27 protein-coding genes and 10 pseudogenes are annotated in these 26101 nt (G+C 66.2%); 1 reads left to right on the forward strand and 36 read right to left on the reverse strand.

Annotation, left to right across the window (positions count from 1 at the left end; all coding sequences use genetic code 11):
* Positions 1–87: 87 nt before the first annotated feature.
* Entirely contained in the window at positions 88–948 is an 861-nt protein-coding gene (locus tag DPM13_RS05930; protein WP_028718416.1) for a D-amino-acid transaminase, read from the forward strand.
* A gap of 37 nt (positions 949–985) precedes the next feature.
* On the opposite strand, the gene DPM13_RS05935 is transcribed toward DPM13_RS05930, so the two are convergent.
* From DPM13_RS05935 to rplB, 36 genes and pseudogenes are all read right to left on the reverse strand, one after another.
* Positions 986–1828: a calcium-binding protein gene (locus tag DPM13_RS05935; protein WP_112887646.1), complete on the reverse strand. Its 843-nt coding sequence runs from the start codon at positions 1826–1828 to the stop codon at positions 986–988.
* A 174-nt stretch (positions 1829–2002) separates the two neighbouring features.
* Positions 2003–2779 (reverse strand): annotated as a pseudogene (locus DPM13_RS05940) (amino acid ABC transporter ATP-binding protein).
* A 10-nt stretch (positions 2780–2789) separates the two neighbouring features.
* A pseudogene (locus DPM13_RS05945) lies at positions 2790–4233 on the reverse strand (amino acid ABC transporter permease).
* Between the two features lies 1 nt (position 4234).
* Positions 4235–5482, reverse strand: a pseudogene (locus tag DPM13_RS05950) (amino acid ABC transporter permease).
* 105 nt (positions 5483–5587) lie between these two features.
* A pseudogene (locus tag DPM13_RS05955) lies at positions 5588–6541 on the reverse strand (amino acid ABC transporter substrate-binding protein).
* Between the two features lie 188 nt (positions 6542–6729).
* Positions 6730–7464 (reverse strand): ATP12 family chaperone protein, encoded by a 735-nt coding sequence (locus DPM13_RS05960; RefSeq protein ID WP_112887647.1) that lies wholly within the window; start codon positions 7462–7464, stop codon positions 6730–6732.
* Entirely contained in the window at positions 7461–7973 is a 513-nt protein-coding gene (locus DPM13_RS05965) for an HAD family hydrolase (protein ID WP_223252384.1), read from the reverse strand. Before DPM13_RS05965 ends, DPM13_RS05960 begins: the two co-directional genes overlap by 4 nt.
* A 150-nt stretch (positions 7974–8123) precedes the next feature.
* Positions 8124–9164, reverse strand: a pseudogene (locus tag DPM13_RS05970) (RluA family pseudouridine synthase).
* Positions 9161–9529 carry a fluoride efflux transporter CrcB gene (gene crcB, locus DPM13_RS05975; RefSeq protein ID WP_028718425.1) on the reverse strand — a complete coding sequence of 123 codons (369 nt, stop codon included), beginning with the start codon at positions 9527–9529 and terminating at the stop codon, positions 9161–9163. Before crcB ends, DPM13_RS05970 begins: the two are co-directional and overlap by 4 nt.
* The gene (locus DPM13_RS05980; protein ID WP_112887648.1) at positions 9526–10857 is read right to left on the reverse strand and encodes a replication-associated recombination protein A; all 1332 of its coding nucleotides are present in this window, start codon (positions 10855–10857) and stop codon (positions 9526–9528) included. Before DPM13_RS05980 ends, crcB begins: the two co-directional genes overlap by 4 nt.
* Positions 10858–10912: 55 nt before the next feature.
* A complete protein-coding gene (locus DPM13_RS05985) occupies positions 10913–11503 on the reverse strand; it encodes an acyl-homoserine-lactone synthase (RefSeq protein WP_112887649.1) in 591 nt (196 codons plus the stop codon).
* A gap of 66 nt (positions 11504–11569) precedes the next feature.
* Entirely contained in the window at positions 11570–12181 is a 612-nt protein-coding gene (locus DPM13_RS05990; RefSeq protein WP_028718428.1) for an autoinducer binding domain-containing protein, read from the reverse strand.
* Positions 12182–12508: 327 nt separating this feature from the next.
* Positions 12509–12946 (reverse strand): annotated as a pseudogene (rplQ, locus tag DPM13_RS05995) (50S ribosomal protein L17).
* Positions 12947–13103: 157 nt separating this feature from the next.
* Positions 13104–14121: pseudogene (locus tag DPM13_RS06000) on the reverse strand (DNA-directed RNA polymerase subunit alpha).
* 120 nt (positions 14122–14241) lie between these two features.
* Positions 14242–14631 (reverse strand): 30S ribosomal protein S11, encoded by a 390-nt coding sequence (rpsK, locus tag DPM13_RS06005; protein WP_028718431.1) that lies wholly within the window; start codon positions 14629–14631, stop codon positions 14242–14244.
* A 12-nt stretch (positions 14632–14643) separates the two neighbouring features.
* Positions 14644–15012 carry a 30S ribosomal protein S13 gene (rpsM, locus tag DPM13_RS06010; RefSeq protein WP_112887650.1) on the reverse strand — a complete coding sequence of 123 codons (369 nt, stop codon included), beginning with the start codon at positions 15010–15012 and terminating at the stop codon, positions 14644–14646.
* 154 nt (positions 15013–15166) lie between these two features.
* Positions 15167–15829 carry an adenylate kinase gene (locus DPM13_RS06015; RefSeq protein WP_028718433.1) on the reverse strand — a complete coding sequence of 221 codons (663 nt, stop codon included), beginning with the start codon at positions 15827–15829 and terminating at the stop codon, positions 15167–15169.
* Between the two features lie 26 nt (positions 15830–15855).
* The gene (secY, locus tag DPM13_RS06020) at positions 15856–17229 is read right to left on the reverse strand and encodes a preprotein translocase subunit SecY (protein WP_028718434.1); all 1374 of its coding nucleotides are present in this window, start codon (positions 17227–17229) and stop codon (positions 15856–15858) included.
* A 103-nt stretch (positions 17230–17332) separates the two neighbouring features.
* Complete coding sequence (gene rplO / locus DPM13_RS06025) at positions 17333–17830, reverse strand: 50S ribosomal protein L15 (protein WP_028718435.1); 498 nt, start codon at positions 17828–17830, stop codon at positions 17333–17335.
* A 136-nt stretch (positions 17831–17966) separates the two neighbouring features.
* The gene (locus DPM13_RS06030) at positions 17967–18710 is read right to left on the reverse strand and encodes a hypothetical protein (RefSeq protein WP_112887651.1); all 744 of its coding nucleotides are present in this window, start codon (positions 18708–18710) and stop codon (positions 17967–17969) included.
* A 160-nt stretch (positions 18711–18870) separates the two neighbouring features.
* Positions 18871–19059 carry a 50S ribosomal protein L30 gene (gene rpmD / locus DPM13_RS06035; protein ID WP_011747117.1) on the reverse strand — a complete coding sequence of 63 codons (189 nt, stop codon included), beginning with the start codon at positions 19057–19059 and terminating at the stop codon, positions 18871–18873.
* Between the two features lie 12 nt (positions 19060–19071).
* Complete coding sequence (rpsE, locus tag DPM13_RS06040; protein WP_028718437.1) at positions 19072–19638, reverse strand: 30S ribosomal protein S5; 567 nt, start codon at positions 19636–19638, stop codon at positions 19072–19074.
* Positions 19639–19753: 115 nt separating this feature from the next.
* Positions 19754–20113, reverse strand: a complete 360-nt coding sequence (gene rplR, locus DPM13_RS06045) for a 50S ribosomal protein L18 (RefSeq protein WP_036761961.1) — start codon at positions 20111–20113, stop codon at positions 19754–19756.
* Positions 20114–20125: 12 nt separating this feature from the next.
* A complete protein-coding gene (gene rplF, locus DPM13_RS06050; protein WP_028718439.1) occupies positions 20126–20659 on the reverse strand; it encodes a 50S ribosomal protein L6 in 534 nt (177 codons plus the stop codon).
* A gap of 11 nt (positions 20660–20670) precedes the next feature.
* A pseudogene (gene rpsH, locus DPM13_RS06055) lies at positions 20671–21069 on the reverse strand (30S ribosomal protein S8).
* A gap of 9 nt (positions 21070–21078) precedes the next feature.
* Positions 21079–21384, reverse strand: coding sequence for a 30S ribosomal protein S14 (rpsN, locus tag DPM13_RS06060; RefSeq protein WP_028718441.1), 306 nt, complete (start codon positions 21382–21384; stop codon positions 21079–21081).
* A gap of 18 nt (positions 21385–21402) precedes the next feature.
* Positions 21403–21963, reverse strand: a complete 561-nt coding sequence (rplE, locus tag DPM13_RS06065) for a 50S ribosomal protein L5 (RefSeq protein WP_036761963.1) — start codon at positions 21961–21963, stop codon at positions 21403–21405.
* Positions 21963–22268 carry a 50S ribosomal protein L24 gene (rplX, locus tag DPM13_RS06070; RefSeq protein ID WP_028718443.1) on the reverse strand — a complete coding sequence of 102 codons (306 nt, stop codon included), beginning with the start codon at positions 22266–22268 and terminating at the stop codon, positions 21963–21965. Before rplX ends, rplE begins: the two co-directional genes overlap by 1 nt.
* The gene (rplN, locus tag DPM13_RS06075) at positions 22268–22636 is read right to left on the reverse strand and encodes a 50S ribosomal protein L14 (RefSeq protein ID WP_010400243.1); all 369 of its coding nucleotides are present in this window, start codon (positions 22634–22636) and stop codon (positions 22268–22270) included. Before rplN ends, rplX begins: the two co-directional genes overlap by 1 nt.
* Positions 22637–22701: 65 nt before the next feature.
* Complete coding sequence (rpsQ, locus tag DPM13_RS06080) at positions 22702–22953, reverse strand: 30S ribosomal protein S17 (RefSeq protein WP_028718444.1); 252 nt, start codon at positions 22951–22953, stop codon at positions 22702–22704.
* A 12-nt stretch (positions 22954–22965) separates the two neighbouring features.
* Positions 22966–23172, reverse strand: a complete 207-nt coding sequence (gene rpmC, locus DPM13_RS06085; protein WP_028718445.1) for a 50S ribosomal protein L29 — start codon at positions 23170–23172, stop codon at positions 22966–22968.
* A gap of 191 nt (positions 23173–23363) precedes the next feature.
* The gene (gene rplP, locus DPM13_RS06090) at positions 23364–23777 is read right to left on the reverse strand and encodes a 50S ribosomal protein L16 (RefSeq protein ID WP_028718446.1); all 414 of its coding nucleotides are present in this window, start codon (positions 23775–23777) and stop codon (positions 23364–23366) included.
* 12 nt (positions 23778–23789) lie between these two features.
* Positions 23790–24505, reverse strand: a pseudogene (gene rpsC / locus DPM13_RS06095) (30S ribosomal protein S3).
* Positions 24505–24900, reverse strand: a complete 396-nt coding sequence (gene rplV / locus DPM13_RS06100) for a 50S ribosomal protein L22 (protein ID WP_036761965.1) — start codon at positions 24898–24900, stop codon at positions 24505–24507. Before rplV ends, rpsC begins: the two are co-directional and overlap by 1 nt.
* A 5-nt stretch (positions 24901–24905) precedes the next feature.
* Entirely contained in the window at positions 24906–25184 is a 279-nt protein-coding gene (rpsS, locus tag DPM13_RS06105) for a 30S ribosomal protein S19 (protein WP_028713570.1), read from the reverse strand.
* Between the two features lie 3 nt (positions 25185–25187).
* Positions 25188–26023: pseudogene (rplB, locus tag DPM13_RS06110) on the reverse strand (50S ribosomal protein L2).
* Positions 26024–26101 lie beyond the last annotated feature (78 nt).

Below are 26101 nucleotides of genomic sequence, written 5' to 3' on the forward strand. Positions count from 1 at the left end.
CCATTCTGCATCTGCATCCCAAGCGGCGCTTGACGCCCCGGCCCTTTCGGCGCAGGACGCCCCAAACCCCTGCGAAAGGAGATCAGGATGACCCGCACCGTCTATCTCAATGGCGACTACCTGCCCGAGGCCGAGGCCAAGGTCTCGATCTTCGACCGCGGCTTCGTCATGGCCGATGGGGTCTACGAGGTGACCAGCGTGCTGCAAGGCAAGCTCCTGGACTTTCCCGGCCACCTGGCGCGGCTCTCGCGCTCGCTCACGGAACTGGGCATGGGCAACCCGCTGTCGGACGAGGAATGGCTGGCGATCCACCGCAAGCTGGTGGACCTGAACGGCATCGACGAAGGCATCATCTATCTGCAGGTGACGCGTGGCAATGCGGGCGACCGCGACTTTGCCTTCCCGCCCCAGGACACGCCCCAGACGGTGGTGCTGTTCACCCAGTCCAAGCCGGGCCTCGCCGACAATCCGCAGGCCAGGACCGGGCTGCGCGTGATCTCGGTTCCCGATCTGCGCTGGTCGCGGCGCGACATCAAGACGGTGCAGCTCCTCTATCCCTCGATGGCCAAGATGGAGGCCAAGGCCCAGGGCGCCGACGACGCCTGGCTGGTCGAGGACGGCTTCGTGACCGAGGGCACCTCGAACAACACCTATATCGTCAAGGACGGCAAGATCGTCACCCGCGGCCTGTCCCAGGACATCCTGCACGGCATCACCCGCGCCTCGCTGCTGCGCTATGCGGCCGAGGCGCAGATGCAGATCGAGGAGCGCCCCTTCACCATCGCCGAGGCGCAGGCGGCGGACGAGGCCTTCTTCACCTCGGCATCGGCCTTTGTGCTGCCGGTGGTGGAAATCGACGGGGTGAAGCTGGGCAGCGGCACGCCGGGCCCCGTCGCAACCCGGCTGCGCGAGCTTTATCTCGAGGAATCGCTGAAATCGGCGATGTGACCGGACCAGGGGCGCCCGTGCGGCGCCCCTTTCCGTATCAGCCCAAGACCGCCTCTCGCACCAGGGTGACGGTGCCCACGTCCGCGACCAGCGTGTCGCGCAGCACGGCCAGGACCCTGCCGTCCACGACCAGCTGCACGTTGCTGCCGTCCTGCACCAGTTCATAATCCTCGGCGCCGGTGTAATCCTCGGCCAGGGTGACGGTCAGGCTGTCCGAACCGTCATAGGTCACGTCCGCGGCGCCGCCGGCATCGCTGCGCAGCATGATCAGGTCGCTGCCGTCCCCGCCGTCCACCAGGTCGTTGCCGCCGGCGTGGATCGTGTCGTCAGCGTCCCCGCCCAGCAGCGTGTCCCGCGCATCCGCCGTGGAATCGTCGGCCGACAGGATCAGGTCGTCCCCGTTCTCGCCGTCGATATGGACGGTCCCGCCGTTGTCGGTGATGCTGTCGTCGCCATCGCCGCCGGTGATCGAATGGTTGCCCAGGTTCGTCGTGATGGTGTCGTCGCCCGAGCCCCCGTCGATGGTGTCGTCGCCTTCGTCCGCACCCAGGTCCAGCGCGCCATAGACATCGCTGTCCCCGCCCAGAAAGACCTTGTCGTCGCCCGCATCGGCGCCGACGGTATCCGAGCCGTAGCCGGTCCAGATCCAGTCGTCGCCTTCGCCCCCGGATACGGAATCGTCGCCGGCAAAGGACTGGACCGCATCGTCCTCCGCCGTGCCGACGATGGTGTCGGCCTCGTCGGTGCCCTCGATGACGTCGCGCCCGCCAAAGGGATCGTCCGGCGCCTCGGGGCCTTCGTCATCGTCGTTGCTGGACACGAGCGAGCCGATGCCGGCCAGCCCAAGAACGCCCAGCAGCAGGAAAATGGTCTGGTTCATCCGCAGCCTCCAAGGTCTTCGCGGGGCAAGATAGACCGCCTGCCCCGCCTCCGACAACATGCGAAAACGCGCCCGCCCTTCGCGAACTTCTTTCGTGGCCAAATATCCCGCAGGGGGAGGCCGCCGCGTGGCGGCGGGCGGGGGACGCGAAGTCCCCCCGCGGCGGTGCCGCGCTCAATGCCCCAGGATCTGGCTCAGGAACAGCTTGGTGCGCTCGCTCTGGGGGTTGTTGAAGAACTCGCGCGGGGTGTTCTGCTCGACGATCTGGCCCTGGTCCATGAAGATCACGCGATGCGGCGACGGCCTGGGCAAAGCCCATTTCATGCGTGACGCACATCATGGTCATCCGCTCCTCGGCCAGTTCGATCATCGTGTCCAGCACCTCCTTGATCATCTCGGGGTCAAGCGCCGAGGTCGGCTCGTCGAACAGCATGATGCGCGGCTTCATGCACAGCGACCGGGCGATCGCCACGCGCTGCTGCTGGCCGCCCGACAGCTGGCGCGGGTACTTGTGCGCCTGGTCGGGGATGCTGGACCTTGGTCAGGAAATGCATGGCCGCGCCTCGGCCTCGGCCGGGGGATCTTGCGCCCCAGATCGGGGCCAGGGTGCAGGTTCTCCAGCACGGTCAGGTGCGGGAACAGGTTGAAGTGCTGGAACACCATGCCGACCTCGGAGCGCATCTTGTCGATGTTCTTCAGGTCGTTGGTCAGTTCGGTCCCGTTCACGATGATCTGGCCGGACTGATGCTCCTCGAGCCGGTTGATGCAGCGGATCAGCGTCGATTTGCCCGACCCCGAGGGCCCGCAGATCACGATGCGCTCGCCCCGCGCGACGCTCAGGTCGATGTCGCGCAGGACATGGAAGGTGCCGTACCACTTGTTCAGCCGGACGATCTCGATCGCGGGGCCGCCAAGCTGGGACTGCGACTGGGTCTGGGATTGGGTCTGCATGGGATGCTCCTCAGCGATGGTCGCGCTTCAGCCGGCGTTCCAGATACATCGAGTAACGCGACATGCCGAAGCAGAGGATGAAGAAGATCGCGCCGACGAAGATATAGGGCTCCCAATAGGCGCCCTTCCATTCGAAGCTGGCGCGGATGGTGTCGGACATGGCCTTCAGGGGATCGAACAGGCCGACGAAGACCACCAGCGTGGTGTCCTTGAACATGCCGATGAAGGTCGACACGATGCCGGGGATCGAGATCTTCAACGCCTGCGGCAGCACGATCAGCCGCTGCGCCTTCCAATAGTCCAGCCCCAGCGCGTCGGCGGCCTCGTACTGGCCCCTGGGCAGGGCGGCAAGGCCCCCCGGATCACCTCGGCCGTATAGGCGAAGCAAGACAGCGTCACCATGGTGATGCCCGCAGCTTGTGTCAAGCTCGTGCGCCGGGGGCAGGAACAGCGGCAACAGCGAGGCCACGAACAGGAGGTGATCAGCGGCACGCCGCGGATGAACTCGATGAACATGACCGCGACATCTTGACGACCGGCAGGTCGGACCGCCGCGCCAGGGCCAGGATGATCCCCAGCGGCAAGGACAGCGCGATGCCCGAGACGCCGATGGTGATCGACAGCACGAAGCCGCCGAACTGGTCGGAACTGACCGGCTGCAGCCGCAGCGGCACCAGCCCGGCCAGCGCCTGCGCCACCGGACCCGACAGCCAGAGCCACCAGACGACCGCCGCCGCCACCGCCGCGAAAAAGGCGAACACGCCGAACCGCGCCAGGGCCCGCCAGACGGCAAAGCCCAGGCCGAAGCCCGCCAACGCCATCGCCGGCCCCCAAAGCGAGCCGCCCCACAGCAGCCAGACGGCGGCAAAGGGATAGACGCAGCTTGCCAGCAGCGCCCAGGCCGGCCGCGTCTCGATCAGAAGCGCCCAGGCCAGCATCAGGACTGCCATGCCGGCCAGCGCCGCGGCGGGGGCGCCGAGGATCCAGGCGATGACGAAGCTCAGCACGACAGCCAGGCCCACGACCGTCCAGCGCGCCCGCCGGCTGTCGGAAAACAGCACCGGCGCCAGGGCCAGGAACAGCAGCCCGAAGGCCAGCACCGGCCGCCAGTACAGCGCCGGCGGATAGAAGCCGAAGACGAACTGGTTCCAGCGGTGCTTGATCAGCGCGAAACAGGCGCCGTGGGCATCCGGTCCCCAGGTTTCGGCGATGATCCGGCGGCAGTCGGCCATGCCCTCGGCGCTCCAGACCGAATGGGACAGCCAGGGACCGACGGTGCTGACGACCAGCCAGACGAGCCCCAGCCCGAGCACTGTCAGGACGATGTTCAGCGGGCCCGAGAACAGGTTCTCGCGCAGCCACTTGATGACGCCCCGCTCGGCCACCGGGGGCGGCGCCGGCGGCAGCATCGTGTCGCGCACGAAGGCCGCGGTCTGGGCGTGGGTCTCGCTCATCTCAACGCTCCTTCAGGCTGACGCGGGCGTTCAGGACGTTCATCCCGCCCGAGATGATCAGGCTGAGGATCAGATAGACCAGCATCATCAGGCGATGGCCTCGACCGCCTGCCCGGTCTGGTTCATCGTGGTGCCGCCCAGCGTTCGCCAGGTCCATGTAGCCCACGGCGATCGCCAGCGAGCTGTTCTTGATCAGGTTCAGGTATTGCGAGTCAGCGGCGGGATGATGACCCGCAGCGCCTGCGGCAGGACGACAGCGACATGGTGCGCCCCGGGCGCAGGCCCAGGGCGAAGGCCGCCTCGCTTTGCCCGCGGCTGACGGCCAGGATGCCCGCGCGCACGATCTCGGCGATGAAGGCCCCGGTATACAGCGTGAGCGCCAGCCACAGCACCACGAAGCTGTTGTCGAGGTTGATGCCTTCGGCAAAGTTGAAGCCGCGCAGCACCGGCGGGATCAGGTGCAGCCCGAACCACCAGGTCAGCGCCCCCAGCGGCAGGGCGAACAGCGCAAGCGTGATCCACCAGGTCGCGGGCCGCCGGCCGGTCGCGTCCTGGATGCGCTGCGCCCGCGCCCGCAGCAGATGTCGCCCGATCAGCGCGGCCACGATCGCCAGGGCATAGATCGGGACCGCCCACGATCGCCTCGCGCCCCATCTGGATCGAGCCCGGCGGATTCGTCATGCCGATCGAGGGGATCGCGGTATAGCGGTTCGTCGGCGCCACCATGTCGAACAGGATCATGCCGGCGGCCGGATTCTCGCCCCGATAGGCGTTCGGGGGCGGCATCACCTCGGTAAAGATCGCCAGGATCACCAGGATCCACAGAATCAGCGGGATGTTGCGGAAGATCTCGACATAGACGGTCATCAGCCGCGCGATCAGCCAGTTCGAGGACAGCCGCAGCACCCCCACCAGCACCCCCACGATCGGTGGCGGCGATGCAGCCCAGCACCGTCACCTGCAAGGTGTTCAGCAGGCCCACGACGGTCGCCCGCAGATGCGTGTCGTCCGAGGTATAGGGGATCAGCTGCTGGGGAATGTCATAGCCGGCACGCCGGAACAGAAAGTCGAAGCTGAGCGTCTTGCCCATGATGGCAAGGTTTCTCAGCGTATTGTCGATCAGCCAGCTTGCCAGCAGCATGACCCCGATGAACACCGCCGCCTGGATCGTCAGCGACCGATAGCGGCGGTCGTAAATCAGCATCGACAGACGAAAAGGCGGATTGGCCGCGCCCGGATAGGTTGCCATATGTTACCCCCTGTTGGCCGGCCGCCGGGTCTTGTGCCCGTATTCTTGCCGGCATCGGAATGAAACGGGCGGGGTCATGGCCCCACCCGTCCCGTTCGGCAGCAATCAGCGGAAGGGCATCGCGTACATCAGCCCGCCCTGGGTCCACTGCGCGTTCAGCCCGCGCGCCAGGCCGATGGGCGTCTGTTCGCCGATGGTGGCGGCAAAGATCTCGCCATAGTTGCCGCCGGCCTTGATCGCGCGCCGGGCCCATTCGGCGTCCAGCCCGATCATCTTGCCCAGGTCGTCCGTGGTGCCCAGCAGGCGCTGCACCTCGGGGTTCTGCGAGGACTTGGCCAGTTCGTCGATGTTGGCCGAGGTGACGCCGTATTCCTCGGCCGCGACCAGCGCGAACAGCGTCCAGCGCGCGATGTCGCCCCAGTGGTCGTCGCCCTGGCGGACGGCCATCGCCAGCGGCTCCTTGGAATAGATGCCGGGCAGGATGATGTGGTTTTCCGGGTCGGCGAAGGCCGCCCGCGTCGCCGCCAGCCCCGAGGCGTCGGTGGTATAGGCATCGCAGGCGCCGGCCATGTACTGCTGTTCACCCTCGGCGTTGCTGTCGATGTTGACCGGCTGGTAGGTCATGTTGTGGCCTGAAAAGTCGGCCACGTTGCAGTTCGGTCGTGATCCCGGTCTGGATGCAGATGGTGGCGCCGTCCAGCTCCTTGGCGAGGCACGCCCGGTCCTTGCGGACCAGAAGCCCGTGCCGTGTAAAAGACCGCGGACGAAGTTCAGCCCCAGGCGGTGTCGCGCCGAAGCGTCCAGCTCGAGTTGCGGGCCAGCACGTCCACCTCGCCCGAGGACGCGCGGGAACCGGGTCTGGCCCGTGGTCGGCACGAACTTGACCTTGGTCGCATCGCCCAGCACCGCCGCCGCCATGGCCTTGCAGAAGGCCACGTCAAAGCCCGACCAGTTGCCGTTCGCGTCGGGTGCGGCAAAGCCCACTAGGCCGGTATTCACGCCACAGTTCAGCACGCCGCGGGCTTTGACCTCTTTCAGCGTGTCGCCTTCAGCAGCCATGGCCCCGGACGCCGCAAGGCGAAGGCGGTGACAGTGCCGAAGAGGCAGATTTCTTCATGAGTCCTCACTGTTGTTCCTGCGCCCCTGGGATGGGGGTGCGCAGACGGGGCTGGACAGGCTAGCTCCGGCTGGCCGAGGGACAAGAGATTGCCCCCATAAGCGGCATTGTGCCGAAGCCGGGCAGGGCGTCAAGGAATAAGCCGAACCGCCGGGTTCACGCGGCTGAGTTGCCAGAACCGTTGCGAATGGCGCAGCGCGTCCAGCCGGGCCCGGGCCGCGGCCTCGGCCTCGTCGTCGCGGCCCCAACGTTCAGCCTGAAATTCCTCGTCAATTCGGGACAGGGCGTGGGCCTGATCGGCATCCAGCCGGCCGCGGATCACCGCAAGCCCCAGGATCAGCGAACCCGGCAAGGTGACCAGATCGTGCAGCGCCGTCAGCCCGAACGGGTCCAGCGCCGAAACCTCTGCCCGCAATTTCAGCAGCGCGCCTTCGTCCTGGGGCACGGGCAGGACGCCGTGGGTGATGCGCAAGGGCGCGCCCAATTCGGTCGCGGCCCAGTCGATCAGCGGGTCCCAGCCCCGGGCCTGGGCCTCGACCAGGGCCTCGGGCGCCTCGGCGCGATAGGACAGAAGGTCGGTGCCGCCATAATCCGACAGCATGGCCACCACCGCGTCGAACTGGGGCGTCACCCGTTCGATGGCGGAATTGGCCGAACGGGTCAGCGGCATGGTGTTGGGGTCGATCACCGAAGCCTGCGCGTCCCATTCCGCCGCGACCGCCCGGGCCAGGCCCTCGGTCGGCAGCACCAGAGGCTGCTTGCCCGGGGTGCGCAGCGCCCGGTCGTCCAGCCGGACCTCCCAGCCCGCGCCGGTGTCCTGCACATCGGCGGCGGTCCAGAACCGCCGGGCCTTCCATTCGCTCATGCGGCGCGCTCCTCGGCCCAGTCCAGCAGCGCGGCGGTCAGCGCGGGATAATCGGGCGCGACCAGCACGGCCCCGGTCGCGTGCAGCCGCTCGGCCGGGTGATAGCCCCAGTCGACGCCGAAGCCCGTCATGCCGGCGGCCTGCGCCATCTCCATGTCGAAGCTGGTGTCGCCGACCTCACCGCCCGCCCCGCCGGCACCCCGTTCGGCCAGCGCGCTTTCCAGCCGCCGGATGGGTTTCGAGGGATGCCCGTCCGCCGACTGCCGGGTCGCGAAGCGCCGCTCCAGCCCATGCGCCGCCAGGATCGCCGTCAGCCCGCGCATCGGCTTGCCGGTGGCGATGCCCAGGGTCACGCCGGGCAGCGCGGCCAGCGCATCCAGGCAGTCCAGCGCGCCGGGATAAAGCGGCGGATGCCGGCCCGCCGCCCGCGCCGCGACAAAGGCGGCGCGATAGCCCTCGACCACGCGGTCGTGCAGGTCCGGCCCCGCGCCCGGCAACAGCTGCGCCACCGCGACCGGCAGCGACAGGCCGCGATGGACAGGATCGCCTCGGGTGCAAGCTCGGGCAGGCCCGCGCCCGAGATGCCCAGGTTCATCGCTTCACGATCTCGTGCTGGCTGTCGACCAGCGTGCCGTCGACGTCGAACAGGACCAGGCGCATCATGCCTCCTCGAACGGGTCTTCGGGCACGTCGCTTTCGGACCAGCCCAGGGTCTGCCAGGTGCGCGCCATGTGGTCGGGCAAGGGGGCGGTGACGGTGACCAGCTTCTTGGTGATCGGATGCTCGAACCGGATCAGCCGGGCGTGCAGGTGCAGCTTGCGGCTGATCTCGCCGCCCAGTTGGGCGCCCCAGCCGTCGCCCAGGTTTTCCTGCCCCGAGCCGCCGTACTTGCCGTCCCCGACGATGGGGTGGCCGATCTCGGCCATATGGGCGCGCAGCTGGTGGGTGCGGCCGGTGACAGGCACCATCGCCACCCAGGATACGCGGCCACCCAGGGCCGACAGCACGGCGTAGTCGGTACGGGCGCGCTTGGCGCCCTCGGTCGCGGCCACCTCCGAGGGGTGGACGGCGACCATCTTCTCGCCCTCGCCCATGCGGCCGCGGCCCGGCGCCTTGACCAGGCCGTACTTGATCGAGCCCATGCGCGGATGCGGCACGCCCGCGACGGCCGCCCAATAGATCTTGCGGGTCAGCCGGTGCCGGAACGCCTCGGACAGGGATCGGGCGATGCGGTCGGTGCGCGCCAGCAGCAGGACGCCCGAGGTGTCCTTGTCCAGCCGGTGCACCAGCTTCGGCCGGTCCTTGTAGCCGAACATCAAGGCCTCGGTCAGCCCGTCCACATGCCGGTCGCCCTGGCCCGAGCCGCCCTGCGAGGGCAGGCCCGGCGGCTTGTTCAGCGCGATGATATGGTCGTCGCGCCACAGCACGGCCGACTGGATCATCTCGGCATCCGAGGGCTTGACGCGGGGCTTCGCCGCCGGCGGGGGCGCGCTGCCCTCGGGGATCGGCGGGATGCGCACCTCCTGCCCGGCCTCGATCCGGGTGTTGGCCTTGACCCGGCCGCCGTCGACGCGCAGCTGGCCGGTGCGGCACATCTTGTCGACCGCGCGCTGGGTCAGCAGGGGAAAGCGCTACGTCAGCCAGCGGTCCAGGCGCTGCTCGCCCTCGTCCGCGCCGATGCGGATCACCTGCACGCTCATGCGAAGATCCCCCGGCCAAGGGCCAGGCCCGCCGTCACCGCCATCAGCGACAACAGGACCGAGGCCGCGACATAGCCCAGGGCCAGCGCCGCGGCGCCCCGTTCCCACAGGGTCAGCGTGTCCAGCGAAAAGGCCGAAAAGGTGGTATAGCCGCCCAGCACGCCGGTCAGCAGCAGCGGCGCCAGGTGCTGGCCGCCCCGGAACGCCAGGCCCGCGGCCAGCAGCCCCATGGCGAAGCAGCCCGTGACGTTCACCGCCAGCGTGCCCAGGGGCAGCGTGGTCAGCCGCCCGGCCAGGATTGTCACGCCGTAGCGCGCGGTCGCGCCGACGGCCCCGCCGACGGCCACTTGCAGAAAATTGTTCATGTCTTGCCCTCTGTCCGCCGCTTCTGGCGCAGACCGGCGAACCATTCAACGCGCTTTTTCAGGTCGCGTTCAAAGCCGCGCTCGACCGGAGCATAAAGCACGGGACGCCGCATGCCCTCGGGGAAGTAATCCTGGCCGGAAAACGCATCCTCGGCGTCGTGGTCGTACTGATAGCCCGCGCCATAGCCCTGATCCTTCATCAGCCCGGTCGGCGCGTTCAGGATATGCGCGGGCGGCATCCGGCTGCCCGTGCGCCGCGCCAGGTCGCGCGCGGCCTTGTAGGCGACATAGCCGGCGTTGGATTTCGGCGCGAGCGCCAGATAGATCAGCGCCTGGGCCAGCGCGAGCTCCCCCTCGGGCGAGCCCAGCCGTTCGTAGAGGGCCCAGGCATCCAGGCAATGGCGCTGCGCCGCCGGGTCGGCCAGGCCGATGTCCTCGACCGCCATGCGGGTGATGCGGCGGGCAAGGTATCGGGGATCCTCGCCGCCCTCCAGCATCCGGGCGAACCAGTAAAGCGCCGCGTCCGGGTCGCTGCCGCGCACCGATTTGTGCAGCGCCGAGATCAGGTTGTAATGTTCATCCCCCGACTTGTCGTATTTCGCCGCCCGCCGCATCAGCCGCTGCGCCAGCTGGTCGGTGTCGAGCTTGCCCTGGACCTTCCAGGCCATCACCTGCTCGATCAGGTTCAGGGCGGCGCGGCCGTCGCCATCGGCCATCTCCAGCAGCCGTTCGCGCGCCTGGGCGGTCAGGGGCAGCGCCCGGCCCAGTTCGCGCTCGGCCCGCTGGGCCAGACGCTCCAGGTCGGCCAGGCTCAGCCGTTCCAGCACGATCACCTGGGCGCGCGACAAAAGCGCGGCGTTCAACTCGAAGCTGGGGTTTTCCGTGGTGGCGCCCACCAGGACGATGGTCCCGTCCTCCATATGCGGCAGGAAGCTGTCCTGCTGCGCCTTGTTGAAGCGGTGGATCTCGTCGACGAACAGCAGCGTGCCGCGGCCCTGGCTGCGGCGCAGCCGGGCGGCGTCGAAAACCTTGCGCAGTTCCGGCACGCCCGAGAAGATGGCCGAGATCTGCACGAAGGCCAGGTCGGTTTCCTGCGCCAGAAGCCGCGCGATGGTGGTCTTGCCGACCCCCGGCGGGCCCCACAGGATCAGCGAGGACAGGCTGCCCGACCCCAGCATGGCGCCCAGCGGCCCCTCGGGCCCCAGCACCTTGCCCTGGCCCACGACATCGGACAGGCGCGCCGGCCGAATGCGATCGGCCAGCGGGCGGTTCGCCTCGCGCGGGGCGGGGGGGCCCTCGTCGGGCGCGGTGTCGAACAGGTCAGCCATGCGGCCGGCAGTCTACGCCGCCCGCATGACCGGCGAAAGCCCCCGCATCCGCGACCTAGTGCATCTTGGTCGCAAGATTGATCGACACGCACTGGAAATAGCCGTCGTCGATCCAGACCACCGGGCCCATCGCCTGCGCACCAAGGCCGCAGGGCGAGAGCCAGCGCGGCCAGGTCGAGGCGACCAGGCAGACCAGCCGGGTCGCCCCCAGCGCACGCGCGGAATTGGTCATCTCATGGACCAGGTTCAGGTGGACGCGGCGGCGTTCGCGCTGCGCGATGCTGTGATCGACGAACAGGCGGCTGGCTTCCCAGGTGCCGGGATCGACCGGGGCCGGTCCGTCCAGCAGGTTCTGGGGAATCGAGCCGCCCAGCAGGTCAAGCTGCGCATCGCGGATCATGTAGGAATACATGCCGCATTTCGCCGTGGTGGGCGTCAGACGGACTCCGGCAAGGACCTGGCCGTTCTGGTGGATGGCGACCCACCGGCTCATCGGGGTGTCGTATTGGTCGAACTCCATGTCGTCCGTCTGGGGCAGGTCCCAGCGCTTCTGGACGATGAAGCTTTGTTTCCGCGCGCGGAAGATATTTGCAAAAAGCTCGCCGTGGTTATGCAGGTTGGCGAAGGAAAGCGTGGTGGTCTGCATGGTAGTCTCCTGGGGTTGTGGTGGGTGGTGGCCCCCAGGTGGTACCGCAGTCAGGGCGGACCGTTTTTATAGCAAGCGGTAATCCTTGGCCCTTTGCAGCGCCTCGGCAGTCGTACGCGCCATGAGACGTTCGCGCGCCGATATGAGACGTGCCTTGAATGCGCTTTCCGTGATACCAAGTTTGGCAGCCGCCGCTGCGTGACGATCACCCTCTGCGATGCACCGAAGGGCCTCTTGTTGAGCCTTGGTCAGGCTCTCCGGCGGCTCTGTGATGTCGTGGAGCCGTCGTATCGTTGCCGAGATCACCTCGATCTCGTCATCCGTGAATTCCCGCTTGTCATGCGCAAAGGCCGCGATCGTGCGCGACTTGATCGGACCGTAGGCGACGGCCAGCCCGTATTTCAGGCCGTGGTCGGCGGCGTCCTGCAGGATCGAGAACGGGTCCGGGATCGGCAGCACGCTCCAGCGGCAGGCGCCGGTCGTCGAGAAACCCCAGGCGATGGTGGGGTCACGCAGGGCATAGGCCCGCTCGGCGTACCGATTCGACCATTCCTTGTTGTAGGTCTGGAACTGCATCAGAGGTGCAGCAAAACGGATGTGCAGGCCGACAAAATAGCCGGCCGGCGCCAGCTTCTTGAGCTTGGCTAGGGCTGCATTGATTTCCGCGCGAGACGACATGACTAATGATACAGATTGAGTTTTTCGGTGCTTAGGGCCAAAATGGCATAGCCATTACTGTATTCAAGCATTGCCTGTCTGGCGAGGGGTGTTTTAACCCTTCTCTACTCTGGGGTGAATTTGGCTTGACCAAGGCCCGGAATCCGGACCTGGACCCCGCAGGGGGCCGCTGGCGGTGTTTTCCTTGCAAAACCTGGCTCATACCCATCCTTGTCGCGTCCTTTCCCTGGCATTGACCGTCGAATTCCTGCGCGAAGGTACAGCGCACTGTTGCAAAAAAGCCCGCGACCGGGGTCGCCGGTCACGGGCATCATAGCTTGGGTAACCCTATGCAAGCCATTCAGAACTCACGATCTGCGGGAACTGACCTCGGCCGAATTGGCCGCGGTCGGCGGCGCCTGGAGCATCGGGGCGCGGGAGACCAGCGCGATGATCGCCATCGGCGCCATGTCGCCATAGCGGAAGCCGGCCTTCAGGATGCGGACATAGCCGCCCTGACGGTCCTTGTAGCGGGCGCCCAGCACTTCGAACAGCTTCGCAACATGCTGATCTTGCTTGAGTTGCGCGTCGGCCTGACGGCGGGCGTGCAGGTCGCCGCGCTTGGCCAGGGTGATCAGCCACGACGATCGGGCGCAGTTCCTTGGCTTTCGGCAGCGTGGTCTTGATCTGCTCGTGCTCGATCAGCGAGCCGGCCATGTTGGCGAACAGCGCCTTGCGGTGTTCGTGGGTACGGTTCAGGCGGCGGTATCCGCGGGCGTGACGCATGATGATTCTCCTATGACGTCTTTTGCTTTGTCCGGCGGCCCATGCGTGGCGGGCCACTCTCCTTGGGGCGGAATTGCCCAGTGCCTTGCGGCGTTTCCGGGGGCATGCCAGGCGTGCACCGTGCGTACACAGGCCGTATGCCGCCCCCGGTCTTCGATCAGAACTGGTCGTCGAAACGCTTGGCCAGATCCTCGATGTTCTCCGGCGGCCAGTCCACGACATCCATGCCGAGGTGCAGGCCCATGCCCGAGAGCACTTCCTTGATCTCGTTCAGCGACTTGCGGCCGAAGTTCGGGGTCCGCAGCATCTCGGCCTCGGTCTTCTGGATCAGGTCGCCGATATAGACGATGTTGTCGTTCTTCAGGCAGTTCGCCGAACGCACCGAAAGCTCCAGCTCGTCGACCTTCTTCAGCAGGCGCGGGTCGAACTCCAGCCCGTCCTCGGCCTCGGAGCGGGTGGCGCTTTCCGGCTCGTCGAAGTTCACGAACACCGAAAGCTGGTCCTGGATGATGCGCGCGGCATAGGCCACGGCGTCCTCGGGCGTCAGCGAGCCGTCGGTCTCGACCTTCATGGTCAGCTTGTCATAATCCAGCACCTGGCCTTCGCGGGTGGGCTGGACTTCATAGCTGACGCGCTTCACCGGCGAGAAGATCGCGTCGATCGGGATCAGTGCCGATGGGCGCATCCTCGGGACGGTTCTTGTCGGCCGCAACATAGCCCTTGCCGTTCGCGACGGTCAGTTCCATGTGCAGCTCGGCGCCGTCGTCCAGGTGGCAGATCACATGGTCGCGGTTCAGGATGGTGATGCCGGCGGTTTCCTGGATGTCGCCGGCCTTGACCTCGCCCGGGCCCTTGGCCGACAGGGCCAGGCGCTTGGGCGCGTCCACGTCCATCTTCAGCGTGACGCCCTTGAGGTTCAGGACGATGTCGGTCACATCCTCGCGCACGCCCGGCACCGAGGAAAACTCGTGCAGCACGTTGTCGATCTGCACCGAGGTGATGGCCGCGCCCTGCAGCGAGGACATCAGCACGCGGCGCAGCGCGTTCCCCAGCGTCAGGCCGAAGCCGCGCTCGAGCGGTTCCGCGATGACGGTCGCGACGCGGGACGAATCGGCCCCCGGCTTGATTTCAAGCTGGGTGGGCTTGATGAGTTCGGCCCAGTTCTTGTGGATCATGCGTTTGCCTCCATACCTGTTCCCAGCCCATGACCGGTGGCCGGAAACGCCCGAGGTGAAATGCGAAAAGCGCGCCCGCACGGGACAGCCCCGCGCGGAACGCGTCAAAATCCCGAAGGTTCAGACCCGGCGGCGTTTCGGCGGGCGGCAGCCGTTGTGCGCGATCGGGGTGACGTCGCGGATCGCGGTGATGTTGAAGCCGACGGCGGCCAGCGCGCGCAGCGCCGATTCGCGGCCCGAGCCGGGGCCCTGGACTTCGACTTCCAGCGAGCGGACGCCGTGTTCCTGGGCTTTCTTGCCCGCGTCCTCGGCGGCCATCTGGGCGGCGTAGGGGGTCGACTTGCGCGAGCCCTTGAAGCCCATGGTGCCGGCCGACGACCAGGCGATGGCGTTGCCCTGCACGTCCGAGATCAGGATCTTGGTGTTGTTGAAGGACGAGTTCACATGCGCCACACCGGTGGCGATGTTCTTGCGTTCCTTGCGCTTGATGCGGGTTTTATCGCGTGCCATGTCCGTTCCCCCTTATTTCTTCTTGCCGGCGATGGGCTTCGCCGGGCCCTTGCGGGTGCGGGCATTGGTGTGGGTGCGCTGGCCGCGAACCGGCAGGCCGCGACGGTGGCGCAGGCCGCGATAGGAGCCGAGGTCCATCATGCGCTTGATGTTGATCGGCGTTTCACGGCGCAGGTCGTCTTCGACGGTCAGGTTCGCGTCGATGTATTCGCGGATCTGCAGGACTTCGGCGTCCGACAGGTCGTTCACGCGGCGGGCCGGGTCGATGCCGACGGCCGAGATGATTTCATCGGCGAACTTCGGGCCGATCCCGTGGATATAGGTCAGTGCGATCGGGACGCGTTTCCCGGTCGGAATGTTGACGCCAGCAATACGAGCCACGCGTTCTTCCTTTTCAAAGTTGCGATTCCGTAACGCCGGAACCTTTTTTCACAACCAAAGACCCGAAAGCATCGCCTTCGGGCCTTCAACGGCCACCTGAAGTCAGGTGATTCTCATGCGAGATGCTGCGGATTAAGGGATTCGCAGCCTGTCGTCAACCCTTGGCCGGGAGGTCGTCGAGGACCCGGGCCACGTCCGAGGCGACCTCGTCGATTTCGGCCAGGCCGTCGACGACGTGCAGATTGCCCTTGCACCAATAGTAGCCGATCAGCGGCGAGGTCTTCTTGTAATATTCCATCAGCCGGGTCTTGAGGCTGTCGGCATTGTCGTCGGCGCGCCGGCGCAGGTCGTGCGAGCCGCAGACGTCGCAGGTGCCCTCGACCTTGGTGGGCTTGGTCACGTCGTGATAGACCTCGCCGCAGTCGTGGCAGGTGAAACGGCCCGAGATGCGGCTGACCAGCGCCCCGTCGTCCACCCGCATCTCGATCACGGCGTCGATCTGCTGGCCTTCCTCGGCCATCAGGCTTTCCAGCGCGTCGGCCTGCGGCAGGGTGCGCGGGAAGCCGTCGAAGATGAAGCCCTTGCCGCCCTGCCCGATCTTTTCGCGGATCAGCCCGATGACGATGTCGTCCGTCACCAGTTCGCCCCGGTCCATGACCTTGGCGACGCGCTGGCCCATCTCGGTCCCCGAGTTGCGGGCCTCGCGCAGCATGTCGCCGGTCGACAGCTGCACCAGCCCGCGCTCCTCGATCAGCCGGCGGGCCTGGGTGCCCTTGCCGGCACCCGGGGGCCCCAGCAGAATGATGTTGATCGCCATGTCGGTCCCTCTTCCCTTTCAGCGGCTTAGCGGCGGGCTGGCGCCTTGCGGGGCTTGGCCGCCCCGGTCTTTCCACGCTTGCCCCGCAATTGCGACTTTTCGATCAGACCTTCATATTGATGGGCAAGCAAGTGGCTTTGCACCTGGTTGATCGTATCCATCACCACGCTGACCACGATCAGGACCGAGGTGCCGCCGAAATAGAACGGGATCGACAGCTGGTGGCGGATGATCTCGGGCAGCAGGCAGACGGCGGCCAGATAGGCCGAGCCGATTACCAGAACGCGGCTGACGACATAGCTGAGGTAGTCCTCGGTCCGCTTGCCGGGACGGATGCCGGGGATGAAACCGCCCTGGTTCTTGAGGTTCTCGGCCACATCGTCGGTCTTGAAGCTGACGTTGAACGTGTAGAAATACGCGAAGAACACGATCATCGCGCAGAAGAACACCAGATACAGCGGCTGGCCGGGACCGAAATAGGCCAGGATCGTGGACATGACCGGGCCGGTCTGGTTGCCCGAGAAGGTCGAGATCGTGACCGGCAGCAGCAGAAGCGAGCTGGCGAAGATCGCCGGGATCACGCCGGCCGGGTTCACCTTGATCGGCAGGTGCGACGACTGGCCGTCATAGATCTTCATGCCCACCTGACGGCGAGGATACTGGATGTGGATCTTGCGCAGCGCGCGTTCCATGAAGACAACGAAGGCGATGACGGCCGCGACCATCACGATCACGCCCAGGATCACCGGGGTCGAGACCGCGCCCGAGCGGCCCTGCGCCAGGAACTGCGCCAGGTGGCCCGGGATTTCCGCGACGATGCCGACGAAGATGATCAGCGAGATGCCGTTGCCGATGCCGCGCGCGGTGATCTGTTCGCCCAGCCACATCAGGAACATGGTGCCGCCGACCAAGGTGATGACCACCGAGGCGCGGAAGAACAGCCCCGGCTCGTGCGCGAGGTTGCCGTGTTCCAGGCTGACCGCGAGGCCCCAGGCCTGGAACAGCGCCAGCGCCACGGTGCCGTAGCGGGTATACTGGTTGATCTTCTTGCGGCCGGCCTCGCCTTCCTTCTTGAGCTGTTCCAGCGAGGGCACCATCGAGGCGAGAAGCTGCACGATGATCGAGGCCGAGATATAGGGCATGATCCCCAGCGCGAAGACGCCCATCCGTCCCAGCGCGCCGCCGGTGAACATCGAGAGGATCCCCCCGATGCCGGCCTGCGCCTGGTCCATGAAGTTGCGCAAGGCCGCGCCGTCGATGCCCGGCACCGGGATATAGGTGCCAAGGCGGTAGATGATGAGAAGTCCGAGGGTGAACCAGATCCTCTGGCGCAGCTCGGTCGCCTTGCCGAGCGCGCCCCAGGACAGGTTCGCGGCCATCTGTTCTGCGGCTGACGCCATATCGTGCCCCTTCGTGGCAGCGCCGCAGGATCGTTTCCCGATCCCGCGGCGCCTTGGAAAACTTGCCAGCTATCTATGCGGCGCGGGCGCGCCCTTCAACAGCTTATTCGGCCGAGGCGGTCTCGGCGGCGTCTTCTTTCGCGGGGCGGGTCAGGGTGATCTTGCCGCCCGCCTTCTCGATCGCCTCGACGGCCGCCTTCGAGGCGCCGGCGACGGTCAGGGTCAGGGCCGCGGTCAGTTCGCCCTTGGCCAGCACCCGGACGCCGTCCAGCTTGCGGCGGGTGACGCCGGCGGCGACCAGCGCGTCCTCGGTCACTTCGGCTTTCGCATCCAGCTTGCCCGCGTCGATGAAGGACTGGATCTGGCCCAGGTTCACCACCGCGAAGTCCAGGCGATTCGGCTTGGTGAAGCCGCGCTTGGGCAGGCGGCGGTACAGCGGCATCTGGCCGCCTTCGTAGCCATTCAGCGCGACGCCCGAACGCGAGGTCTGGCCCTTGATGCCGCGGCCGGCGGTCTTGCCCTTGCCCGAGCCGGGGCCGCGCGCGACGCGTTTCTTCTTGCGGTTGGCGCCTTCGTTGTCGCGCAGTTCATGCAGTTTCATATCGCTTCTCCTGAAGCCGGAAGCGCCCCATGAAGCGAAGGGGGCGGACACGGCGTTTCTTGCTTGGCTTGAGTCGGATGCCCGCAAGGGCACCGGCGGCTTCTAGCGGCTGCGCGCCCCTGGGTCAAGCCAGGGGTCAGAACTCGAACCAGGTGCCGATCTTGATGGCCTGTTCGCCCTGTCCCGACAGGGGGCCGATCACCCCCAGCTCCAGCTTGGCCGGCCCCAGCAGGTCCCCCACCACCGACACCACCAGCTTCGAGGAGAAGCCGGTGTCGTCGCGTTCCTCGAGCCGCAGCTGGTTCACCAGCATCAGCCCGTCGGTCGCGTGCCAGCCCAGCGTCAGTTCGGCCTTGGCGACGGTTTCCGGCGTCAGGTAGCTGAGCAGGCCTGCGCCCTGGGCAGCCAGCGCCTCGATCTCGGCCTGGTCCTTCATCGCGCCGGCGACCTTGACGCGGGCGTCCACCGCCAGCCAGCCGCCGCCGGGAATGCGGCGCAGGCCGGGCACGCTGCCCAGGCCCCTGCCCCAGGCCGCGCCGACCTGAGCCTGGGGAATCAGTTCGCCGTCGCGCCGGATGGCGCCCGTCCCGGTCGAAAGGACGATGCGATCCGCCCCCCTGCCACGGTCCAGCGCGCGCTGGAACCAGACCATGGCGCTGGTTTCGCCCGCGTTGCCGTGGCCCAGTTCGAAGCCCAGCGTGCTGCGGGGGCTGAGCCCGTATTCGGCATAGAGGCTGGAATAGCTGTTGTCGTCGCGGTCACGTTCGGTCGACAGCGCGACAAAGACCGCATCCTCGGCCCGGGGCCAGGGACCGGCGGCCGCAGCCTGGGCCAGCAGGGCCAGGATAAGCGACAGGCAACAGGCGACTCTGCGCGACACGGCCGACCTCCTATGCGGGGCGCGATCCGGCCGAGCCTAGCGGCGATCCCTTAGCAAAGGGTTAACGGGCCCGGGGACCTCCGCCCGGTCATGAAAAACGCGCGCCCCGGAGAACCCGAGGCGCGCATTCTGTTCTTCGACGAACCCGAAGGGCGGCGGCTCAGCCGCGCTCTTCGATGATGACCGCCAGATGCGGGATCTTGGCGACCATGCCGCGCACGGCCGGGGTGTCTTCCAGCTCGCGGGTGCGGTTCATCTTGTTCAGGCCCAGGCCTTTCAGCGTCTCGCGCTGGATGGCGGGGCGGCGGATCGGCGAGCCGATCTGCTTGACGACGATGGTTTTGGCCATGTGTCCTCTCCCTTACGCTTCGACGGCGGCTTCAGCCGGCTTGTTGTCCTGCGGCAGGATCTCGGCCACCTTCTTGCCACGACGCTGGGCGACGTTGCGGGGCGAGGCTTCCTTCTTCAGGCCGTCGATGGTGGCGCGGATCATGTTGTAGGGGTTCTGCGAACCCTGCGACTTGGCCACGACGTCCTGGACGCCCAGCATCTCGAACACGGCGCGCATCGGACCGCCGGCGATGATCCCGGTGCCCGGGACGGCGGTGCGCATGATGACCTTGCCGGCGCCGTGGCGGCCTTCGATGTCATGGTGCAGCGTGCGGCCGTCGCGCAGCGGGACGCGGATCAGGCCGCGCTTGGCCTGCTCGGTCGCCTTGCGGATCGCCTCGGGGACCTCTTTGGCCTTGCCCTTGCCGAAGCCGACGCGGCCGCGCTGGTCGCCCACCACGACGAGCGCCGCGAAGCCGAAGCGCTTGCCGCCCTTGACGGTTTTCGAGACGCGGTTGATCGCGACCAGACGGTCGGCGAATTCCGGGGTTTCCTCGCGCTCTTCGCGACGGCCCCGGCGGTTTTCACGTTCTGCCATCAGGCATTCCTTATACGATGGCGCGCGGTCCGCGCCCGTTGAGTCCAATCCTGGTGGGCGAAAGCCCCCGGATCATCGGGGCGGCGCGCCCTTTCGGAACGCGCCGCCCGCAAGATCAGAACTTCAGGCCGCCTTCGCGGGCTGCGTCGGCAAGCGCCTTGATCTTGCCGTGGAACAGGAAGCCGCCCCGGTCGAAGATGACTTCCTCGACCCCGGCCTGCTTGGCCCGCTCGGCGATCGCCGCGCCGATCTTGGCGGCGGCCTCGACGTTGTTCTTGCCGACCACGCCCAGGTCCTTTTCAAGGGACGAGGCCGCAGCCAGGGTGATCCCCCGAATGTCGTCGATCAGCTGGACGCTGATGTTCTTGGACGACCGGTGGACCGACAGCCGCGGGCGGCCGTTGGCGATGGCCCGCAGTTTGTTCCGCACGCGCAGGCGGCGCTTCTGGAACAGCTCTTTCTTGTTCAGTGCCATTTCATGCGCCCCTTACTTCTTCTTGCCTTCCTTGCGGAAGACGACCTCGCCCTTGTAGCGGATGCCCTTGCCCTTGTAGGGCTCGGGCTGGCGCCACTCGCGGATGTTCGCGGCGACCTGGCCGACCAGCTGCTGGTCAATGCCTTCCACCACGATCTCGGTCTGCTTCGGCGCCGTGATCGTCACGCCTTCCGGCGTTTCGAAGTTCACGTCGTGCGAATAGCCCAGAGCCAGCTTGAGGGTCTTGCCCTGCATCGAGGCGCGGTAGCCCACGCCCTGGATTTCAAGCTCTTTCTTGAAGCCGGTGCTGACGCCGACAGTCAGGTTCTCGACCATCGAGCGGGTCATGCCCCACTGCTGGCGGGCCCGCTTGGAGGCGCCGCGCGGGGTCACCTTCACCGAACCGTCTTCCAGCGCCAGGGTCACGTCATCGGTCGCGGTGAAGCTGCGGGTGCCTTTCGGCCCCTTCACCTCGATCGTCTGGCCCTTGATCTCTGCGGTCACGCCCTTGGGGAGAGCGACCGGCTTTTTACCAATCCGAGACATCTCTGCCCTCCTTAGAACACGGTGCAGAGCACTTCGCCGCCGACATTGGCGTTGCGTGCTGCTGCGTCCGACATGACGCCCTTGGGCGTCGAGACGATGGAGACGCCGAGGCCGTTGCGGACCTGCGGGATGTCCTTGACCGAAGCGTAGACCCGGCGGCCGGGCTTCGAGACGCGGGCCAGTTCGCGGATGACCGGAGTGCCTTCGTAGTACTTCAGGCTGATTTCCAGTTCCTGTGACCGGCTTCGGTCGTGGTTTCCTCATAGCCGCGGATGTAGCCTTCGGCTTTCAGCACTGTCCAGAACCCAAGCGCGCAGCTTGGACGCAGGCGTGCGGACGGTCGACTTGCCGCGCATCTGAGCGTTGCGGATGCGGGTCAGCATATCGCCGAGCGGATCGTTCATCGACATGTTGCCCCCTTACCAGCTCGATTTGACCATGCCGGGGATCTGACCGAACGAGCCGAGCTCGCGCAGCATGATCCGCGACAGTTTCAGTTTACGGTAATACGCGTGCGGACGACCGGTCAGTTCGCACCGGTTGTGCAGACGCGTGGCCGAGGAGTTGCGCGGCAGCTCAGCCAGTTTCAGGCTGGCCTTGAAGCGCTCTTCCATCGGGCGGGACTGGTCGTGGATCACCTCGTTCAGGGCAGCGCGCTTGGCGGCGTATTTCTGAACCAGACGCTCGCGCTTCTTCTCGCGCTCGACCATGGATTTCTTAGCCATATCTTCTTCCCTCCGCGATCAGTTGCTGAACGGCATGTTGAAATGCTTCAACAGCGACTTCGCTTCCGCGTCGGTCTTCGCGGTGGTGCAGATGATGATGTCCATCCCCAGAACTTCGTCGACCTTGTCGAAGTTGATTTCCGGGAAAACGATGTGCTCCTTCAGGCCCATGGCATAGTTGCCGCGGCCGTCGAAAGCCGTGCCCTTGACGCCGCGGAAGTCGCGGACGCGGGGCAGCGCGATGTTGATCAGGCGGTCCAGGAATTCATACATCCGGTCGCCGCGCAGCGTCACCTTGGCACCCAGCGGCATCTCCTCGCGGACGCGGAAGCCGGCGATGGATTTCTTGGCCTTGGTGATGACGGCCTTCTGGCCGGCGATGAGCGAAAGCTCCTCGGCGCCCTGCTTGACCTTCTTGGTGTCCTTGACGGCCTCGCCGATGCCCATGTTCAGGACGATCTTGTCCAGACGCGGGATCTGCATGTCGTTCTTGTAGCCGAACTCTTCCTTCATCGCAGCGCGAATCGTTTCGCGGAACTGCGCTTTCAGGCGCGGCGTGTAGTTGGCTTGGTCCAGCATCAGATCACGTCTCCGGTGGTCTTGGCGAAACGGACCTTGTTGCCGTCTTCCACGCGGAAGCCGACCCGGGTCGCTTTGCCGTTCTTGTCCAGCAGCGCGAGGTTCGACAGGTCGATCGGCATGGCTTTCGCCACGCGGCCGCCCTGCGAGGTCTGGCTCTGGCGGGTGTGACGGATAGCGATGTTGATGCCGTCAACGACCGCCTTGTTCTCTTTCGGGAACACTGCGGTGATCTCGCCCTGCTTGCCCTTGTCCTTGCCGGCCAGCACGACGACCTTGTCGCCCTTTTTCAGCTTGGCAGCCATTACAGCACCTCCGGCGCGAGCGAGATGATCTTCATGAAGTTCTTGGCGCGCAGCTCGCGCACGACCGGCCCGAAGATCCGGGTGCCGACCGGCTCGCCCTGGTTGTTCAGGATGACGGCGGCGTTGCGGTCGAAGCGGATCGAGGTGCCGTCCTCGCGCTTCACTTCCTTGGCGGTGCGCACGACGACGGCCTTGCGGACGTCACCTTTCTTCACGCGGCCGCGCGGAATGGCTTCCTTGACGGAAACGACAATGATGTCGCCCACCGACGCATAGCGACGGTGCGAACCACCCAGGACCTTGATGCACTGCACCCGGCGAGCGCCGGAGTTGTCAGCGACATCCAGATTGGTCTGCATCTGGATCATTGGGTTACTCCCGACCTTTGGGGACCGGAAGGACCGGCCCCAGGGTTTCGATTAATCTGGTCAGATCAGGCCTGGGCCGCTTCCGCGGTCTCGGTCAGAACGGTCCAGCGCTTGGTTTTCGAGATCGGCGCGCATTCGACGATGCGAACGGTGTCACCGACCTTGAACTGGTTCTCCGCGTCGTGGGCGCGGTATTTCTTGGACGACCGCACGGTCTTGTGCAGCAGCGGGTGCTTGAAGCGACGCTCGACCAGGACGGTGATGGTCTGTTCGTTCTTGTCGCTGACGACCTTGCCTTGCAGGATGCGTTTGGGCATGGACCGGGCTCCTTAGTTCGACGCCGCGGCATCGGCCGCTTTCTGGTTCAGAATGGTTTTCACACGGGCGACGTCACGGCGGACGGCGCGCATGCGGGCGGTCGATTCGAGCTGGCCGGTGGCCTGCTGGAAGCGCAGGTTGAACGCTTCCTTTTTCAGCGACAGCAGCTGTTCCTTCAGCTGATCCGGCGTCTTGTCTTTCAGTTCCTGCGCTTTCATGCGCCTAATCCTTTCAACATCACCGGAGGGCCCCTGCTGCCAGGGCAACCCTGATTCCGGTGGAGTTTCGTGATGAAGGCTTGCCCATACAGGCCCGGGCCCGTCTTGGCAAGCGGATTCGCGTATTTCCCAAGGAAAACGCCCCGCCGGTTTCCCGGGCGGGGCGCTGATCTGACATGGCCGCGACGGGCTTACCAGTCTTCGCGGGCGACGATGCGGCTCAGCACCGGCAGCTTGTTCGCCCCCAGGCGCAGGGCTTCACGCGCGATCTCTTCGGACACGCCGTCGATCTCGAACATGATGCGGCCGGGATGGACGCGGGCCGCCCAGTAATCGACCGAACCCTTGCCCTTACCCATCCGCACTTCGGTCGGCTTCGAGGAAACCGGCACGTCCGGGAAGATCCGGATCCAGACCCGGCCCTGACGCTTCATGTGGCGGGTGATCGCGCGGCGGGCCGCTTCGATCTGGCGGGCGGTGACGCGCTCGGGCTCGGTGGCCTTCAGCGCGAACGAGCCGAAGTTCAGGGCGAAACCGCCCTTGGCCTCGCCGTGGATCCGGCCCTTGTGCTGTTTGCGGAACTTGGTCCGTTTCGGTTGCAGCATTTTGACTACTCCTTAGCGCGCGTCGCGGTCACGACGCGGACCGCGCGGAGCCGGACCGTCCTGCGCCTCGGTGGCGCGGCGGTCGCGGGCCTGCGGGTCATGCTCCATGATCTCGCCTTTGAAGATCCAGACCTTCACACCGATGATCCCATAGGGGGTGGTCGCTTCCGACAGCGCATAGTCGATGTCGGCGCGCAGGGTGTGCAGCGGCACACGGCCTTCGCGATACCATTCGGTGCGCGCGATCTCGGCACCGCCCAGACGGCCGGCGACGTTCACGCGGATGCCCAGGGCGCCCATGCGCATCGCGTTCTGCACGGCGCGCTTCATGGCGCGGCGGAACGACACCCGGCGTTCCAGCGCTGCGAGATCGACTCGGCGACCAGCTGGGCGTCCAGCTCGGGCTTGCGGACCTCGACGATGTTGAGGTGCAGTTCCGAGGCGGTGAAGTTCGCCAGCTTCTTGCGCAGGGTCTCGATATCGGCGCCTTTCTTGCCGATGATGACACCCGGGCGCGCGGCATAGATCGTGACGCGGCACTTCTTGTGCGGACGCTCGATGATGACGCGGCTGACGCCGGCCTGCTTGGCTTCTTCATGGATGAAGTCGCGGATCTTCAGGTCTTCCAGCAGCAGATTGCCGTAGTCCTTGTCGTCCGCGTACCAGCGGCTGTCCCAGGTGCGGTTGACCTGAAGACGCATCCCGATGGGGTTGACTTTCTGACCCATTACGCACGCTCCCCGGCTTCGATGGTCTCGACCTGACGCACCTTGATGGTGATTTCTGAAAACGGCTTCATGATCTTGCCGTAACGACCACGGGCGCGCGGACGGCCACGCTTCATGACCAGGTTCTTGCCGACCCAGGCCTCGGCGACGATCAGGTTGTCGACGTCGAGGTTGTGGTTGTTCTCGGCGTTCGCGATGGCCGACTGCAGGCACTTCTTGACGTCGACGGCGATGCGCTTGTGCGAGAAGGTCAGGTCGGCCAGGGCCTTCTCCACCTTCTTGCCGCGGATCAGCGCCGCGACCAGGTTCAGCTTCTGCGGCGAGGTGCGAAGCATCTTGGTCTTGGCGAACGCCTCGTTCTCCGCCACGCGGCGCGGATTTTGTTCCTTACCCATGACGATTACTTCCTTTTCGCTTTCTTGTCGGCGGCGTGACCGTAATAGGTCCGCGTCGGCGAATATTCACCAAACTTCTGGCCGATCATCTCCTCGGTCACGGCGACCGGGATGTGCTTGTGGCCGTTGTAGACGCCGAAGGTCAGGCCGACGAACTGCGGCAGGATGGTCGAGCGACGCGACCAGATCTTGATGACATCCGACTTGCCGGATTCGCGGGCCTTTTCCGCCTTGCGAAGCACATAGGCGTCGACAAAGGGGCCCTTCCAAACTGAACGTGCCATGGATTAACGCCCCTTCTTCGCGTGACGCGACCGCAGGATATATTTGTCGGTCGCCTTGTTCGTGCGGGTCTTGTTGCCCTTGGTGCCCTTGCCCCAAGGGGTGACCGGGTGACGACCGCCCGAGGTCCGGCCCTCACCACCACCATGCGGGTGGTCGATCGGGTTCATCGCGACGCCGCGCACGCTGGGACGGATGCCCTTGTGGCGGTTGCGACCGGCCTTGCCGAGGTTCTGGTTCGAGTGGTCCGAGTTCGACACGGCGCCGATGGTGGCCATGCATTCCTGACGGACCAGGCGCAGTTCGCCCGAGCTGAGGCGGATCGAGCATAGCCGCCGTCACGGCCGACGAACTGGGCATAGGTGCCCGCCGAACGCGCGATCTGGCCACCCTTGCCGGGCTTCAGCTCGACGTTGTGGACGATCGTGCCGATCGGCATGCCGCTGAAGGGCATCGCGTTGCCGGGCTTCACGTCGACCTTGGCACCGGCGATGACCTTGTCACCGACGGCCAGACGCTGCGGGGCCAGGATATAGGCCTGCTCGCCGTCTTCGTATTTGATCAGCGCGATGAAGGCGGTGCGGTTGGGATCGTATTCGATCCGCTCGACGGTCGCCGAAACATCGAACTTGGTGCGCTTGAAATCGACGATGCGATAAAGACGCTTCGCGCCCCCGCCCTTGCGGCGCATCGTGATCCGTCCGGTGTTGTTCCGGCCGCCGTTCTTGGTCAACCCTTCGGTGAGGGATTTGACCGGGCGCCCTTTCCAAAGCTCCGAACGGTCGATCAGAACCAGCCCACGCTGGCCAGGCGTCGTCGGCTTATACGACTTGAGTGCCATGCTCTCTGTCTTCCGTTGCTTTGGACCGTAGCTGGTCCGTTTCAGTCAAAATTGAACGGCCCCGCTGCCGGGGCCGTC

It is taken from the genome of Paracoccus mutanolyticus, assembly GCF_003285265.1.
GTDB lineage: Bacteria > Pseudomonadota > Alphaproteobacteria > Rhodobacterales > Rhodobacteraceae > Paracoccus > Paracoccus yeei.

Bases quoted from the DNA above. Each gene is read 5' to 3' on its own strand.
- rpsK (WP_028718431.1), bottom strand. From the start codon at position 14,631: ATGGCACGCGATAAAACCCGCATCAAGCGCAAGGAACGCAAGAACATC.
- rplE (WP_036761963.1), bottom strand. From the start codon at position 21,963: ATGCTGGACCAAGCCAACTACACGCCGCGCCTGAAAGCGCAGTTCCGC.
- rpsS (WP_028713570.1), bottom strand. From the start codon at position 25,184: ATGGCACGTTCAGTTTGGAAGGGCCCCTTTGTCGACGCCTATGTGCTT.
- rpsN (WP_028718441.1), bottom strand. From the start codon at position 21,384: ATGGCTAAGAAATCCATGGTCGAGCGCGAGAAGAAGCGCGAGCGTCTG.
- rpsQ (WP_028718444.1), bottom strand. From the start codon at position 22,953: ATGCCCAAACGCATCCTGCAAGGCAAGGTCGTCAGCGACAAGAACGAA.
- DPM13_RS05980 (WP_112887648.1), bottom strand. From the start codon at position 10,857: ATGGCTGACCTGTTCGACACCGCGCCCGACGAGGGCCCCCCCGCCCCG.
- rplP (WP_028718446.1), bottom strand. From the start codon at position 23,777: ATGCTGCAACCGAAACGGACCAAGTTCCGCAAACAGCACAAGGGCCGG.
- rplF (WP_028718439.1), bottom strand. From the start codon at position 20,659: ATGTCTCGGATTGGTAAAAAGCCGGTCGCTCTCCCCAAGGGCGTGACC.
- DPM13_RS06015 (WP_028718433.1), bottom strand. From the start codon at position 15,829: ATGGCGATCAACATCATTCTGCTGGGGCCCCCGGGTGCCGGCAAGGGC.
- DPM13_RS05930 (WP_028718416.1), top strand. From the start codon at position 88: ATGACCCGCACCGTCTATCTCAATGGCGACTACCTGCCCGAGGCCGAG.
- rplV (WP_036761965.1), bottom strand. From the start codon at position 24,900: ATGGGTAAGGAACAAAATCCGCGCCGCGTGGCGGAGAACGAGGCGTTC.
- DPM13_RS05985 (WP_112887649.1), bottom strand. From the start codon at position 11,503: ATGCAGACCACCACGCTTTCCTTCGCCAACCTGCATAACCACGGCGAG.
- DPM13_RS05960 (WP_112887647.1), bottom strand. From the start codon at position 7,464: ATGAGCGAATGGAAGGCCCGGCGGTTCTGGACCGCCGCCGATGTGCAG.
- secY (WP_028718434.1), bottom strand. From the start codon at position 17,229: ATGGCGTCAGCCGCAGAACAGATGGCCGCGAACCTGTCCTGGGGCGCG.
- DPM13_RS05990 (WP_028718428.1), bottom strand. From the start codon at position 12,181: ATGTCGTCTCGCGCGGAAATCAATGCAGCCCTAGCCAAGCTCAAGAAG.
- rplO (WP_028718435.1), bottom strand. From the start codon at position 17,830: ATGAAACTGCATGAACTGCGCGACAACGAAGGCGCCAACCGCAAGAAG.
- rpmC (WP_028718445.1), bottom strand. From the start codon at position 23,172: ATGAAAGCGCAGGAACTGAAAGACAAGACGCCGGATCAGCTGAAGGAA.
- rplN (WP_010400243.1), bottom strand. From the start codon at position 22,636: ATGATCCAGATGCAGACCAATCTGGATGTCGCTGACAACTCCGGCGCT.
- DPM13_RS05935 (WP_112887646.1), bottom strand. From the start codon at position 1,828: ATGAACCAGACCATTTTCCTGCTGCTGGGCGTTCTTGGGCTGGCCGGC.
- rplR (WP_036761961.1), bottom strand. From the start codon at position 20,113: ATGGCACTGAACAAGAAAGAGCTGTTCCAGAAGCGCCGCCTGCGCGTG.
- crcB (WP_028718425.1), bottom strand. From the start codon at position 9,529: ATGAACAATTTTCTGCAAGTGGCCGTCGGCGGGGCCGTCGGCGCGACC.
- rpmD (WP_011747117.1), bottom strand. From the start codon at position 19,059: ATGGCCAAAACCATCGTCGTCAAGCAGATCGGCTCGCCGATCCGCCGC.
- rplX (WP_028718443.1), bottom strand. From the start codon at position 22,268: ATGGCTGCCAAGCTGAAAAAGGGCGACAAGGTCGTCGTGCTGGCCGGC.
- rpsE (WP_028718437.1), bottom strand. From the start codon at position 19,638: ATGGCAGAACGTGAAAACCGCCGGGGCCGTCGCGAAGAGCGCGAGGAA.